Source organism: Pseudarthrobacter kochi (assembly GCF_055412805.1).
Map to the genome: position 1 here is coordinate 35,198 of NZ_JBVAYV010000009.1, position 14,433 is coordinate 49,630.

13 protein-coding genes and 2 riboswitches are annotated in these 14,433 nt (G+C 67.8%); of the genes, 11 read left to right on the forward strand and 2 right to left on the reverse strand.

Annotation, left to right across the window (positions count from 1 at the left end; all coding sequences use genetic code 11):
• Positions 1-22 precede the first annotated feature (22 nt).
• The 7 genes from fliP to ACZY0Y_RS06995 all read left to right on the forward strand — a co-directional run bounded on the left by fliP (position 23) and on the right by ACZY0Y_RS06995 (position 6,397).
• Positions 23-823, forward strand: coding sequence for a flagellar type III secretion system pore protein FliP (gene fliP / locus ACZY0Y_RS06965; protein ID WP_463957240.1), 801 nt, complete (start codon positions 23-25; stop codon positions 821-823).
• Positions 820-1,095, forward strand: coding sequence for a flagellar biosynthesis protein FliQ (fliQ, locus tag ACZY0Y_RS06970; RefSeq protein WP_463880962.1), 276 nt, complete (start codon positions 820-822; stop codon positions 1,093-1,095). Before fliP ends, fliQ begins: the two co-directional genes overlap by 4 nt.
• 1 nt (position 1,096) lies before the next feature.
• Entirely contained in the window at positions 1,097-1,855 is a 759-nt protein-coding gene (locus tag ACZY0Y_RS06975; protein WP_463957202.1) for a flagellar biosynthetic protein FliR, read from the forward strand.
• The gene (locus ACZY0Y_RS06980; protein WP_463957203.1) at positions 1,855-2,934 is read left to right on the forward strand and encodes an EscU/YscU/HrcU family type III secretion system export apparatus switch protein; all 1,080 of its coding nucleotides are present in this window, start codon (positions 1,855-1,857) and stop codon (positions 2,932-2,934) included. The genes ACZY0Y_RS06975 and ACZY0Y_RS06980 overlap by 1 nt, the downstream gene beginning before the upstream one ends.
• A 37-nt stretch (positions 2,935-2,971) precedes the next feature.
• Positions 2,972-5,017: a flagellar biosynthesis protein FlhA gene (locus ACZY0Y_RS06985; protein WP_463957204.1), complete on the forward strand. Its 2,046-nt coding sequence runs from the start codon at positions 2,972-2,974 to the stop codon at positions 5,015-5,017.
• Positions 4,995-6,050, forward strand: coding sequence for a hypothetical protein (locus tag ACZY0Y_RS06990; protein WP_463957205.1), 1,056 nt, complete (start codon positions 4,995-4,997; stop codon positions 6,048-6,050). The genes ACZY0Y_RS06985 and ACZY0Y_RS06990 overlap by 23 nt, the downstream gene beginning before the upstream one ends.
• Positions 6,051-6,124: 74 nt before the next feature.
• On the forward strand, positions 6,125-6,397 hold the full coding sequence (locus ACZY0Y_RS06995) for a carbon storage regulator (protein ID WP_463957206.1): 273 nt from the start codon (positions 6,125-6,127) through the stop codon (positions 6,395-6,397).
• 36 nt (positions 6,398-6,433) lie between these two features.
• On the opposite strand, the gene ACZY0Y_RS07000 is transcribed toward ACZY0Y_RS06995, so the two are convergent.
• Positions 6,434-6,994, reverse strand: a complete 561-nt coding sequence (locus ACZY0Y_RS07000; RefSeq protein WP_463957207.1) for a flagellar protein FlgN — start codon at positions 6,992-6,994, stop codon at positions 6,434-6,436.
• Positions 6,995-7,220: 226 nt separating this feature from the next.
• On the opposite strand from ACZY0Y_RS07000, the gene ACZY0Y_RS07005 reads away from it, so the two are divergent.
• Together ACZY0Y_RS07005 and ACZY0Y_RS07010 are read left to right on the forward strand one after the other, a co-directional pair.
• Entirely contained in the window at positions 7,221-8,039 is an 819-nt protein-coding gene (locus ACZY0Y_RS07005) for a sigma-70 family RNA polymerase sigma factor (protein WP_463880945.1), read from the forward strand.
• Positions 8,040-8,215: 176 nt separating this feature from the next.
• The gene (locus tag ACZY0Y_RS07010; protein WP_160667686.1) at positions 8,216-8,695 is read left to right on the forward strand and encodes a Dps family protein; all 480 of its coding nucleotides are present in this window, start codon (positions 8,216-8,218) and stop codon (positions 8,693-8,695) included.
• Between the two features lie 107 nt (positions 8,696-8,802).
• Here the strand turns inward: ACZY0Y_RS07010 and ACZY0Y_RS07015 are convergent, their stop codons facing one another.
• On the reverse strand, positions 8,803-10,434 hold the full coding sequence (locus ACZY0Y_RS07015; RefSeq protein WP_463957208.1) for an MFS transporter: 1,632 nt from the start codon (positions 10,432-10,434) through the stop codon (positions 8,803-8,805).
• 84 nt (positions 10,435-10,518) lie between these two features.
• Here ACZY0Y_RS07015 and ACZY0Y_RS07020 point away from each other — a divergent pair, with 84 nt between their 5' ends.
• Entirely contained in the window at positions 10,519-11,058 is a 540-nt protein-coding gene (locus tag ACZY0Y_RS07020; protein ID WP_463957209.1) for a TetR/AcrR family transcriptional regulator, read from the forward strand.
• 194 nt (positions 11,059-11,252) lie between these two features.
• Positions 11,253-11,351, forward strand: a riboswitch (glycine riboswitch).
• 1 nt (position 11,352) lies between these two features.
• Positions 11,353-11,470, forward strand: a riboswitch (glycine riboswitch).
• Between the two features lie 39 nt (positions 11,471-11,509).
• On the forward strand, positions 11,510-14,431 hold the full coding sequence (gene gcvP / locus ACZY0Y_RS07025) for an aminomethyl-transferring glycine dehydrogenase (protein ID WP_463957210.1): 2,922 nt from the start codon (positions 11,510-11,512) through the stop codon (positions 14,429-14,431).
• Positions 14,432-14,433 lie beyond the last annotated feature (2 nt).

Consider the following 14,433-nt stretch of genomic DNA (forward strand, 5'->3'; position numbering starts at 1 on the left):
CGCTGCCCTGACCGCCAGGGCAATGGTGCTGGGCCTCGCCGCCGTCCTGTTCGCGGTGCTGCTGCTCTGGCTGACCGCCTCGGCCGGCCAGGCAGCCCCCATCGACCCCACCCCGCCGGTCGCCCCGACAGATCCGGCAAACCCCGGTGGCGGCAGCGTTAACATCGAGATCAACGGACTCGACGGCAAACCGTCGACGGCGGTCCTGACCCTGATCGGCATCACCCTGCTGTCGGTGGCGCCGGCGCTGCTGCTGATGATGACGTCCTTCACCAAGATCTTCGTGGTCCTCGCGATGACCCGCAACGCCCTGTCGCTGCCGTCCATCCCGCCGAACCAGGTGCTCGCCGGGCTGGCCCTGTTCCTCTCGATCTTCGTCATGTGGCCGGTCATCAACGAGATGAACACCATCGGCATCCAGCCCTACCTCAACGGCACCCTGGACTTTAACGGCGCCGTCGGCGCTGCCGGCGGCCCGCTGCAGCACTTCATGCTGGCCCACACCAGGGAAGAGGACATCGCCCTGATGTCCCGGGCCGCCGCTGCGGAAAACCCGGCCACGCCCGAGGCCGTGCCCCTGCAGACCCTCATTCCCGCGTTCATGATTTCGGAACTCCGCGCCGCGTTCATCATCGGCTTCGTGATCTTCATCCCGTTCCTCGTGATCGACCTCGTGGTCTCCGCCGCCCTCATGTCCATGGGCATGATGATGCTCCCGCCGGTGATGATCTCGCTGCCCTTCAAGATCCTGCTGTTCGTCCTGGTGGACGGCTGGGGCCTGATCATCACCTCACTCATTCAAAGCTATGCGGCCACCGGATGAACGCCAACGCCGTCCTGGACATCTGCCTCCAGGCCATGATCGTCGCGGCCAAGCTCTCCGCCCCCGTCCTGGTGACAGCCCTCGTGGTCGGGCTGGCCATCGCCCTGCTGCAATCCATTACCCAGCTGCAGGAAGCCACCCTGTCGTTCGTGCCCAAAGCCGCGGCCGTGGCAGTCGCCCTGCTGATCTGCGGCCACTGGATGATCTCGGAGATGGTTGCCTTCACCAACGACCTCTTCGCCAAGATCCCGTCGCTGCTCGGAGGCTTGTGAGGTGGGCATCCCGATCGACCCGACGTGGCTGGAAGCGCTCCTGCTGGCCACCGTCAGGATGACGGCATTCCTGATCGTGGCACCGCCTTTCGCCCACCAGGCGTTCCCTGGCCGCGTCAAAGCCATGCTCGGGCTCGGGCTCGGCCTTGCCGTGTCCCAGCGGGTCTCCGCCGGGTACACGGCTCGCGACACGGCCGGCTTCCTCACCGGGGTCGTGCTGGAGCTCGTGACCGGGCTGGCCCTGGGCTTCCTGGTCCTCGTGATCTTCTCCGCCGTCCAGTCCGCAGGCAGCCTGATAGACCTCTTCAGCGGCTTTCAGATGGCCCAGGCTTTTGACCCCCAGATGAATGTCAACGGCGCACAATTCACGAGGCTGTTGCAGATGGCGGCGCTGGCGCTGCTGTTCTCCTCCGACGGCTATCAACTCGTCATCACCGGACTCACCGGCAGCTTTGGTGCCCTGCCGCTGGCCGGCGGCATCGATCTGGCCCAGCCGGTCCAGGCCATGACATCGGCGGTCACCGGCATGTTCCTCGCCGCCGTCCAGATTGCCGGACCGCTCGTGGTGGTCCTGTTCCTCGCCGACGTCGGACTCGGCCTGCTGACCCGCGTAGCCCCGGCGCTCAACGCCTTCTCCCTGGGCTTCCCGCTCAAGATCCTGCTCACCCTCATGCTTGCCGGGTTCATCTTCCTGGCGCTGCCCAGGATCGTCTCCAGCCTCGCCGGGCAGGCCGCCAAAACGGTACTGGGGATGGGCTGATGTCGGATTCACAGGAAAAGACCGAGCAAGCCACCGACAAACGCATGAAGGAGGTCCGCTCCAAGGGCCAGCTCTCCCGCTCCCAGGACCTCACCGCCTGGGTCGGCGTCGGCGCCGCCGCCATCATGATTCCGGCCACCGTGGAACGCGCCTCCAACGCCGCCACGGACCAGCTCTTCAGCGTCCGCGGCATCGTTGCAGCCCCGGACCCGGGCAAGGCCGTCAAGGCCCTGGAGGACGGCCTCGCCGCCATCGCCGGGATCGTCGGACCCATGCTGCTGGTGGTTTTCACCGTGGTTCTCGCCGGGGCCGCGCTCCAGGGCGGCGTGCACTTGAAGAAGTTCAAGCTGGACTTCGAGCACTTCAAGCTTCTCGACGGACTGAAGCGGATGTTCGGCATGCAGGCGGTGTGGGGCGGCGTCAAGGCGCTACTGAAGGCCAGCGTCGTGGGGCTGGTCCTCTACAGCGTTGTGCAAGGGCTGGTACCGGTGCTGCTGACAGCCGGAGGAATGCCCGTTTCCGGGGTCGTGCAGGCCGCAGGCGGCGGTATCGCCTCGCTGGTCCAGTTCGCCGTGGCAGCCGGTATCGTCCTGGCGGCGGCTGACTTCTTTGTCGTGATGCGCCGCAACCGCAAAAAGACCCGGATGTCCAAGAAGGAAGTCCAGGACGAAAACAAGAGCAGCGAAGGCGACCCGCTGATCCGCTCCCAGCGGCGGGCCCGGCAGATGGCGATGAGCCGGAACCGGATGATCGCGGCGATCGGGGACGCCGACGTCGTGCTGGTCAACCCGACGCACTTCGCGGTGGCGCTCAAATACGAACCCGGAAAGTCCGCGCCCCGCGTGGTGGCCAAGGGCTCGGGCCATATCGCGGCCAGGATCAGGGAAGAGGCTGAGGCCAAGGACGTCCCGATGGTCCAGGACATCCCGCTGACCCGGGCCCTGCACAGCGCCTGCGAGCTGGGCCAGGAGATCCCGGTTGACTTCTACCGTGCGGTGGCCGGCGTCCTTGCGTTCGTGATGTCACTCAAGGCGCGGGGAGCCGCCCGTGGCATGCACCGGATGGCGGCCGCCGTATGAACACTGCCCGAACCAGCGTCTGTGAAAGGACCGCACCATGAAGAAGCTCGCCCCGCTGACTGTGCCGATCGGCATCGTCGGCATTGTGCTGCTGCTGGTTGTTCCGGTGCCCGCGCCGCTGCTGGACGTCCTCATCGTCTGCAATATCCTGCTGGCGCTCCTGGTGCTGCTGACCAGTATGTTCGTGAAGAAGCCGCTGGACTTCTCCGTTTTCCCGTCGCTCCTGCTCGTGGCCACGCTGTTCCGGCTGGGCCTGAACGTGGCCTCCACCCGGCTGGTGCTGGGGGAGGGGTACGCCGGCCAGGTCATTGAAGCCTTCGGCAAGGTGACCGTGGGCGGATCCATGATCATCGGCGCTGTCGTGTTCCTCATCCTCGTGGTCATCCAGTTCGTGGTGGTCACCAAGGGCGCGGAGCGGGTGGCCGAAGTGGGCGCCCGCTTCACCCTCGACGCGATGCCGGGCAAGCAGATGGCGATCGACGCAGACCTCAACGCCGGGCTGATCACGGACACCCAGGCCCGCGAACGCCGCGCCGAGGTCTCGGCCGAGGCCGACTTCTACGGCGCCATGGACGGCGCGTCGAAGTTCGTCAAGGGCGACGCGATCGCCGGCCTGATCATCATCATCATCAACTTCATCGGCGGCATCGCGATCGGCATGCTGCAGCGCGGCATGGAAATCGGCGACGCCGTCGGCACCTACGGCATCCTGACCATGGGCGACGGCCTCGTCACCCAGATCCCCGCCCTGCTGATGGCCGTCTCCACCGGCATGATCGTGACCCGTTCGAACTCGGAATCCGACATGGGCCGCACGGCGTCCACCCAGCTGATGCAGTCGCCCAACGCACTCATGATCGCCGGCGTCGCCGCGATCGCGATGGCAGTGATCCCCGGCATGCCCCCGCTGCCGTTCATTCTGGTCGGGGCGGGCCTGCTGTTCGCGTCGCGCCGGGTCGCCGCCCTGCAGGCGAAGGAGGAAAAGACCCGCGATGCCGAGGCCAGCGCCCTGAACTTCCCGGAAATGGACCCCAACGAGAAGCTCCTCGAGGACATGCGCGTCCACCCGGTGGAGATCCTGCTGGCCCCGGACCTCGTGGATATGGTCTCCGGCGCCTCGGATGACCTGCTGGCCCGGGTGAGGTCCCTGCGGCATAAAATCGCCATGGAGCTCGGCCTCGTCATCCCGCCGGTCCGCACCCGGGACAGCGTGGATCTTCCGCCGGCGAGCTACTCGATCCGGATCGCCGGCGTCGAGGCAGGCGCCGGGACTGCCCCCAGCGGCCAGATGCTGGCGCTGGGAGACAGCCTCGACTCGCTCCCCGGTGTCGCGATGATCGAGCCCGTGTTCGGTCTGGCCGGCAAGTGGATCCCGGCGGAAATGCGCCACAACGCGGAGATGACCGGCGCCACCGTGATTGACCGCGTCTCGGTCCTCGTCACCCACCTGTCCTCGATCGTCACGGCCAACGCCGCCAGGCTCTTGTCCCGCGAAGACGTGCGGGTCCTCACCGAGGGCGTGCGGAAGCAGAGCCCCTCCGCCGTCGACGAACTCACGCCCGCGCTGCTCTCCCTGGCCGAGCTGCAGCGCGTGCTCCAGGGCTTGCTGGACGAGCAGGTTCCAATCAACGACCTCGCCCGGATCTACGAGGCGCTCACGCTCCGCGCCAAGGTCTCCACCGACCCGGAATCACTGGTCGAATCCGCGAGGCAGGCCCTGGGCCCGGCGCTGACGGCCAAATTCATGGACGGCCCGGTGCTGAACGTGATCATGATCGACCCGCTCCTGGAGCAACACATGCTCGAGGATATGCGCCCTGCCGAGGGCGGCAGCCAGATCGTGATGGGCCAGGACCGGCTGGACGCCGTGCTCCGCTCGGTCCGTGCCGCTGTCGACTCCGCGGCCGCAGCCAACCGCCCGGCCGTGCTGGTCTGCGCACCGGCGCTCCGCCCCGCCATCCACCGGCTCGTGGGGGCGCAGCCCGGCTCGGTGCCGGTGCTCTCCTACCGCGAAGTCACGTCGGCCAACGTCCGGATCGAAACAGTAGGAGTCGTTCGCCATGCAGAACCGCTTTCGGCTTAAGGGCGCCTCGCTGGAGGAGATCCGCCGCAAGGCGGAACTGCAGCACGGCCCCGCCGCCCGCATCGTCTCCGCGGAGCGCGTCATCAGCCCCGGAATCGCCGGGCTTTTCGCCGGCGACCGCTACGAGGCGATCGTCGAGGTGGTGACGGGTCTTGAGGTCGTCACCGGCGAGGTCGTTCCGGAACCGGACGTGCTTGCCGAAGCAGTCGCTCCGGCAGTCGCGCTCGCAGGGGCGGCGCCCGCCCACGAGTTGCAGGGCGCTGCGATCGCGGCCCTGCTCGAAGAAGCCGATGCGGCCGAACTGAGCCTGCACCGGCCCGGCAACGCGGGACTCTCCACGGAATCCCCGGACTTCGCCGAACTGCTCGAACAGCTCGGCGCCGGGCTGCGCGGCCCTGGGGTCGGCGCCACTGCCGTTCCCAACAACCGCAACCGGCAGGAACCCGGAGCCGCCCCGGCCCCGGCGGCTGCGTCGGAGCCGACGGCGGGCGTGTACCTGGCGGCGGCAGAGGCGCCAGTGTCCGAGCCCGCCGCGCCGCGCGCGTCCCTCCCGGTTCCGCTCAGTGGAGTCGGTGACCTCGTGGTCCTCGTCGGGCTTGGCGACGACGCACTGGACACCGCGCTGGCCATGTCCACGGCGGCCGGCGGCGCCGATGTGCGCACGGCGGGGAAGCTGTCCGCTTACGGCCATCTGCACGTGGAAGGGCGCCAGGGCGCGACGGCGGCCCGCGCCCACGCTGTCCTGACAGACCAGACCGTGATGGTGGCTTTCGGCCTGGGGAGGGCCCGCGACGCCCTCGCCCGACTCCAGTCGGTCGCTGCGCTGTCCGCAGACCAGGTCTGGGTAGTGGTCGACGCTGGGCGCAAGCCGGAGGACTCCGCGCGCTGGGTAGGCGTGCTCGCCGCGCAACTGGACATCACCGCGGTGGCGGTCGTCGGTGCGGCGGAAACCGCCACGCCGGAAACCGTCAACTCGCTGGGACTGCCGGTGGGCTGGATCGACTCAGGCCCCGCCCGCCCGGCAAGGGCCTGAGATGGCGGGCATTGTCCGCGCACCGGCGGCCGGGTTCGTCGGCAGCGCCGCGCCGCGAAGGGTAGATTGAGAGAATGCTGGTACTAACACGCAAGCCGGGCGAACAGATCATGATCGGCGACGGGATCGTCATCACGGTTCTGGAAGGCCGTGGTGACGGTGTTCGGATAGGCATTGAGGCCCCCCGGGGTGTTCCGATCCAGCGCCGGGAAGTCATCGAGGCCATTGCAGCGGCGAACCTGGCGGCCGCTGAAGCCGGCGCGGGAGCAGGCCCGGACACCGAAGACGCGCTGCGGGGTCTCCTGCTGCCGGCACCGGCCACGAAGCCAGCCTCTTTTACGGACTGAACCCCGATCCGGACTGAACCCCGCGCGGGAGACCGGTCAGTCGCGTTTACCGTCGAGGTATCGGGTCAGGAGCGGCTGCGGTGTCCGCCGCGTGACCGCGAGGGCATGCTCAATGTTCCCCGCCGTCGTCAGCTGATCAAGGACCTGTTTGGTGTCCGCGGGCACGGACACGGTGCCATTCGCGTCGCCGCCTGGCGCTGTGGACGCCCCGGACGGTACCGGAAAGTCCAGGTGGCGCAGTGCGTCCTCATTGGCGCGGGCTGCGTCGCTGAGCTGCGCGAGCAAAGCGCGCAGACCGTCCAGATGGTCTTGCAGCATCTCCGGCCACGCACCGGCGGGAGCCCCGGCGACGAGTTCGGCCAGCGTGGCCTGCGCCGGCAGCCCCCATTCGGCCGCCACCGCCGCCGATTCGACACTCCGGGCCAGGGCTTCGAAGCGGAGGCGTTCGAGGACGCCCTCCACTTCGGCGGCCGTAAACCTGAGCCACTGGAGGTTTCCAGCCAGGACATGGAGCCGCTGTGTTTCCAGTCTGAATATCAGCAGTTCCAGCTGGCGGCGTTCCTGCCAGAGAGCCGCCGAAAGATCACCTGCACCCATGGGCCCCATTCCCCTTGCTGTCCCGGCCTTGAAGCGTTAGCGCATTTTCAGCCAAGCTTTTTCCTGAGGTTACACGCAGGTTGTGGCTCAGGTGATATGTTTCGTCTTGGGTGCTGCGCCCGGGTTTTGAACACCGACTTCCATGGGGGGAGCACGGGGCCCATTCAGGGGCGCGGCTCTCGGCTTTTTAAGGCTTCCGGAACCTGTCTCATGGGGGGACACTCTATTGAATCGCGTGGAACGCAACGAGATGGTCACACAGCATCTTCCGCTGGTGGGCTACCTCGTCTCAGACTTGTGCTCGAAAGCGTCACACCTTTCCCGCGATGACTTGGCGTCTGCCGGCGCCATTGCCCTGATCACGTCGGCCGACTCCTTCGACGCGGACCTCGGTGTGCCGTTCGGCGCTTTCGCGCGCCGGCGCATCCTTGGCGCCTTCGCGGACGAGATGCGCGCGAGCGATTGGGCCACCCGCTCGGCGCGCCGCCGGATCAAAGAAACCATGTCGGTCCAGGAGACCCTCGCCGCAGCCCTCGGACGCACCCCCAGCGTTGATGAGATCGCCTCGGCACTGGGTGTCCAGCAGAGCGTCGTCGAGGCAGCACTCGCCGACGCCTCCCGCACCCTAACGCCGCTGGATGAAGCTGTTGTTGACACGCTGGCCGCAGAAACCCTGACGCCGGAGCACTCCGTGCTCGCGGACGAGCGGCTCCAGTACCTCCGCGCGGCGGTGAAGTCCCTCCCCGAGCGGATGCGCTACGTCGTCGAGGAGATCTACTTTGGCGACAGGACGGTCAAAGACCTGGCCGCCGAACTCGGATCCACCCACGCAGCGGTGTCCCAGCAGCGGGCCGAAGCCATCCGGCTCATGCGGGACGGCCTGACCGCGCACTACACGGACGATCCCGGGCAGGGCTTCGAGCCCCAGTCCCGGATCGCGCCGAAACGCCGGAATGACTACCTTTCCCAGTTGGCGGAGGCCACCACGGGCGGCATCACGCGGGCCGTCTTCCCGCAGGGGCCGGTGCTCAACGAGGCGGTCTGAGCCGCCCCGGAACCTCCCCGACGTCCTTAGTAAGCCGACTTAGTAAGCTGACCGAGAAATTCTCCCGGGACCGTCGCCGTCCTGGAGTGCCCTGCGGTAGCGTCGGAGGCATCGGACCCAGCGGTATCGGACGCAGCAGTCCCGTGCGCCACGGTATCGGACTATAAGGAGGACGCATGAAAGCTTCACCGACCCTCACGACAAACCTGCAGGCAGTGCTCGTGGACCTGATCGAACTCCACGTTCAAGGCAAGCAGGCGCACTGGAACATTGTCGGAACGAACTTCCGGGACCTCCACCTGCAGCTGGACGAAATAATCGATGCTGCCCGCGCCTTCGCGGACGACCTGGCGGAGCGCATGCGCGCCCTCCATGCCCTCCCGGATGGCCGCAGCTCCACGGTGTCCAAGTCCACCTCGCTCGCCGAGTTCCCGAGTGGCCTGATTAACACCAAGGACGCCATTGAGCGCATCGTCGCGGCCCTCGAAGCCGCTGTGGGCACCATGCGCAAAGTCCACGACGCGGTGGACGAAGAGGATCCCACGACGGCGGACCTGCTGCACGCGTTCATTGCCAAGTTTGAGCAGTACGCCTGGATGGTCAACGCGGAAACCATGCGGGCCAACGCCAGTGTCACGACTGCGGACAGCAAGTAGCGTTCCGGCATCACCAAGCGCCCGGCACAGGTTTCCACCGGTGGCCGGGCGCTTGGCATTTAAGCGGACTTCGGCGCGCGCCGGGTCCCTGCTCGACCGCTTCCCGGCTATTTGGCGGTCGGCACCTTCCGGAGCACGACGGCGGCGAGAACCGACGCCCCTGCCATGAGCACCAGGGCGATCGTGGCCGTGATGTGCACGCCGGAATCGAAAGCGGTCCGGGCGGCCGTCATCACGGCCTCCGCCAGCGGTCCCGGCAGGGCCTGCGCCAGCTCCACGGCCCCGGCGAGCGTCTCGCCGGCCTGCGCCGATACCTCCGCCGGGGCCGAGTCGGCGACGCCGGCGGGGAGCCGGAGATTGCCCTGGTAGGAGGCTGTCAGGATGGAGCCCAGGATGGCGGTGCCAAGAAGGGAACCGACTTCGTAGCCGGTCTCGGAAATCGCGGCCGCCGCCCCGGACTTCTCCGCCGGTGCTGCCCCGAGGATCAGGTCGTTGGAGATGGTCTCCGCGGCGCCGACGCCAAGGCACAGCACCAGCAGGGCCGCCAGCAGCAGCGCCGGACCGTTGCCATGGTTGCCAAAGGCCACCAGGAAGTAGCCGGCGGCGCTCAGGAGCAACCCGCCGGCGACCACGAAACCAGGGCGGACCTTTTTCACCAGCGGCACCACCAGCAGGCCGGCCAGGACGGTGGCGATGAGGGCGGGGACCATGGCGACCCCGGATTCCGAGGGCGACTGCCCTTCGATCAGCTGCAGGTGCTGGGCGAGGAACAGGATGAAGCCATTGAAGGAGAACAGCGCCAGCACGTTCGCGACGATGGCGGTGCTGAAGACCCGGTTACCGAAGAGGCTGAGGTCCAGCAGGGGAGCGGTACGGTTGCGCACCCCGGCCGTACCCTGTGACAGGCTGGCCGCCAGAAGGTGCCGCTGGCGCCGGACGAAGACATACCCCATGAGCAGGCCAAAGGTGATGGCCGCCAGCGGTTCCGCAGCCAGGCCGTGCGTGGCCAGGACCTTGATGCCGTAAACCACCGGCACCATCACCAGCAGGGACAGGATGATGCTGGGCATGTCCACCCGTCCCGGGTTCGGGTCGCGGGATTCCGGGATCAGGGCCGGACCGAGGGCCAGCAACGGCATGATGATCGGCACGGCAACCAGCAGGACAGCGCCCCACCAGAAGTGCTCCACCAGCCAGCCTCCGAAGATCGGGCCCAGCGCTGCGCCTCCGGAGAAGCCGGCGGCCCAGATGGCCACGGCCAGCCGCCGCCGGTTCGGCTCGGGAAAGATGTTGCGGATCAGGGACAGGGTGGACGGCATCAGCATCGCGCCGAAGAACCCCAGCCCCGCGCGGCCGGCAATCAGCCACTCGGCGCTGGGGGCGAAGGCCGTGACGGCCGAGACGGCAGCGAATCCGGTGCTGCCGATGAAGAGCAGCCGGCGGCGGCCGATCCTGTCACCGAGGCTGCCCATCGCCACGAGGAGGCCGGCCAGGACCAGGGGGTAGGCGTCGACAATCCAAAGCAGCTCCACCCCGGAGGCGTCCAGGCCCCGTGCGATGGCCGGCAGTGCGAAGGTCAGGGCCGTGTTGTCGACGGCCACGAGCAGCACCGGGAACATCAGCAGCGCCAGCGCCAGCCAGTCGCGCCACGGTGCCCGCGGTGCCTGGATTGACGGTGTGCCGACGGCGTGATTGCTGAGGGTGCCGGGGCTGCTGCGGGTGAGGGGCGTGTTGCTCATGACAATAACTGTACCGTCTGGACGGTATAGTGAGGAAATGGATAGTGTGAGTAACGGCCCCCTCCGCGGGGCATGATAGGAACCATGGCCAGAAAACCCGTCGCCCGCGAAGCCGTCCTCGATGCGTTCGAATCCCTCCTGATTGAAGAGGGCGAGCGTGCCGCGACGCTCGATGCCGTCGCCCGGCTGGCCGGCGTGTCCAAGGGCGGGCTGCTGTACCACTTCCCCAACAAGGAAGCGATGATCTCCGTCCTGCTGGAACGGCTGGACCGGCTGCTTGCCGAGGACCTCGCCGCCATGGCCGCCGCGCCGGAGGGCGCCGCTGCGTTCTTCATCAAGTCCTCTGTCTGGGCGGACACGCCGCTGGACCGTGTCTTCGTCGCCGCCACCCGGCTGGCGGAAGTGGCCCATGAGGAGACCCTGCGCCGCATGGCCTCTGTCCAGGCAAGCTGGCTGGAACTGCTGGCCGCCGACGTCGGCCCCGCCATGGCCAAGCCCGTCCTGTACATGGGGGACGGGCTGTACTTCAACGCCATGTTGGCGCGCGGCCCGGGCGGGCCGCTCCCGGAGGTCGGCCCCGACGTCGAAAGCCTGCTCACCGCCCTCGAGCGGCTCCGCGGCTGAGCTGGTTCGGCAATCTTCCCCGGAGGTGCGGGAGTGTTTGGAATCTTTCGCCAGAGGTGCGGAGCGTCTTTCGCGGGCCGCCGGCGGTCCCTTCGCGTAACTATCGCGGACGCCCGGTCGCTGGTTTGCGGACGCTGGCCCGGCGTAGGACAATGGGAGCTGTGACTGCGGTCACGAGCAATTGAATATGCCTTTGATCTGCGGCGGGAGAGTTCTGCAAGTAGGTACAAGCAGGCGCCGTAGGAGCAAACCCTCCCCAGGAATCTCTCAGGCCCATGTACCGCCGCGGCAAGGCAACTCTGGAAAGTAGCAGGCTGTCTAATCGACATGCTGTGCTCACCGACGGTGCAAGCGGAGCCATGCGAGAGCACGGCTGCGCGGAAACTCTCAGGTCCAATACAGAGCGGGGAGGAACCCGAATCAATGCGGCGTACCCTGCGCCGCCTTAGTTATGGAGTTCCTTGTGACTGTTACCTCAGCCTCCACGTCCTTCGTTGACCGGCATATCGGCGCCCGCCGCCAGGCCGACGTCGACGCCATGTTGAAGGCTGTCGGCTACGACACCGTCGATGCGCTCGTGGACACCGCCGTCCCGAAGGACATCCGGCAGGACGCCCCGCTGGGGCTCACCGAAGCCCTCAGCGAGGTCGAAGTCCTCGCCGAACTGCGCAAGCTCGCTGCGAAGAACAAGACGGCCGTCCAGATGATCGGCCAGGGCTACTACGACACCCTCACCCCTCCGGTGATCCGCCGCAACATCCTCGAGGCCCCGGCATGGTACACGGCATACACGCCGTACCAGCCGGAAATCTCCCAGGGCCGGCTCGAGGCGCTGCTGAACTTCCAGACCATGGTCCAGGACCTCGTCGGGCTCCCGATCGCGAACGCCTCGCTGCTGGACGAAGCCACCGCCGTGGCCGAGGCCGTGCTGATGATGCGCCGCGCCAACAAGAACAAAACGGCCCACGACGGCAAGACTGTCCTCGACGCCGACTGCCTCCCGCAGACCATCGCGATCGTCAAGGGCCGCGCCGAGGCCCTCGGCTTCGAGGTAGAGGTCGCCGACCTCTCCAAGGGACTGCCCGAGGGCATCATCAACGGTGTCGTCCTGCAGCAGCCCGGTGTCTCCGGCCGCGTGTTCGACCACACTGCCGTGATCGCCGAGGCCAAGGAACGCGGCGCCCTCGTCACGGTCGCCGCGGACCTGCTCTCCCTGACCCTCATCACGTCCCCGGGCGAGCAGGGCGCCGACATCGCCGTCGGCTCCGCCCAGCGCTTCGGCGTCCCGCTGTTCTTCGGCGGCCCGCACGCCGCGTACATGGCCGTCCAGAAGGGCCTCGAGCGGTCCATGCCCGGCCGGCTCGTCGGCGTCTCCAAGGACAACGCCGGCGTCCCGGCCTACCGGCTGGCCCTGCAGACCCGCGAGCAGCACATCCGCCGCGAGAAGGCCACGTCCAACATCTGCACCGCGCAGGCCCTGCTGGCGATCGTGTCCTCCTTCTTCGCCGTCTACCACGGCCCCGACGGCCTGAAGGCCATCGCAGAGACCACCCACGACCACGCCCGGACCATCGCCGCCTCGCTCAAGGCCGCCGGCCTGGACGTGCTGCATACCAGCTTCTTCGACACCGTCACCGTCTCGGTGCCGGGCAAGTCCGCCCAGATCATCGCCGCCGCCGAGGCCAAGGGCATCAACCTGCGCGCCATCGATGCCGACACGGTCGGCATCTCCACCGATGAAGCGACGACGGCGGCCATCGTCGCCGACGTCGTCGACGCCTTCGGTGCCAGCGTCGCAGACGCAGAATCAGCCGGTGATTCCGGGTTCGGCCTGGACTCCGCCGTCGAGCGCACCTCCGACTACCTCCAGCACCCGGTCTTCAACACCCACCGCTCCGAGACGCAGCTGCTGCGCTATATCCGCCGCCTCTCGGACCGCGACCTCGCCCTGGACCGCACCATGATCCCGCTGGGTTCCTGCACCATGAAGCTGAACGCCACAGCCGAAATGGAGGCCATCTCCTGGCCGGAGTTTGCCTCCATCCACCCCTTCGCCCCCGAATCCCAGACCGCCGGCTGGCGCGAACTGATCGAGGACCTCGAAGCCCAGCTGACCGAGATCACCGGTTACGACCAGGTCTCCATCCAGCCGAACGCAGGCTCCCAGGGCGAACTGGCCGGCCTGCTGGCCATCCGCGGCTACCACCACTCCCGCGGCCAGGCCCAGCGCAACATCTGCCTCATCCCCGCCTCCGCCCACGGCACCAACGCCGCCTCGGCCGTGCTCGCCGGCATGAAGGTCGTCGTCGTGGCCACCGCCACCGACGGCACGATCGACCACGCCGACCTGCAGGCCAAGATCGAACTGCACAAGGACGCGCTGTCCGCGATCATGATCACCTACCCGTCCACCCACGGGGTGTTCGACGCCGACGTCCGTGAGGTCTGCGACGCGGTCCACGCCGCCGGGGGCCAGGTCTACATCGACGGCGCCAACCTCAACGCCCTCGTCGGGCTGGCCCAGCCCGGCATGTTCGGCGGCGACGTCTCGCACCTGAACCTGCACAAGACCTTCTGCATCCCGCACGGCGGCGGCGGGCCCGGCGTCGGCCCGGTCGCTGCCAAGGCCCACCTGGCACCCTTTATGCCCGGCAACGCCGCCAATCCTGCCGACGGTGCCGACGGCACTCCGATCTCCGCCTCCCGCTACGGCTCGGCCGGCGTGCTGCCGATCTCCTGGGCGTACGTGAAGCTCATGGGCGGCCAGGGACTCACCGAGGCCACCAAGTCGGCCTTGCTCGCAGCGAACTACATCGCGGCCCGACTGAACGACTTCTTCCCGGTGCTTTACACCGGCGAAGGCGGACTCGTGGCCCACGAGTGCATCCTGGACCTGCGCGAACTCACGGCCAAGACCGGCGTGACCGCGGAGGACGTCGCCAAGCGCCTCATCGACTACGGCTTCCACGCCCCCACCCTCGCATTCCCGGTGGCCGGCACCCTGATGGTCGAGCCCACCGAATCCGAGGACCTCGGCGAAATCGACCGGTTCATCACGGCCATGATCTCGATCCGCGCCGAGATCGACCAGGTGGCGCACGGCGACTTCACCGTGGAGCACAGCCCGCTGCGCAACGCCCCGCACACCGCCGCCGCTGTCATCAGCACCGGCTGGGAGCGCGGCTACCCGCGTGAACAGGCCGTCTTCCCGGTCCACACGCTCAAGCAGGACAAGTACTTCCCGCCGGTCGGCCGGATCGACGGCGCCGCCGGGGACCGGAACCTGATCTGCTCGTGCCCTCCCCTCGAGGCCTTCGAAGAAGACACCGCAGTCCACTCCGCCGACTCCGCCAACTCCGACTCAAAAAACTAGGG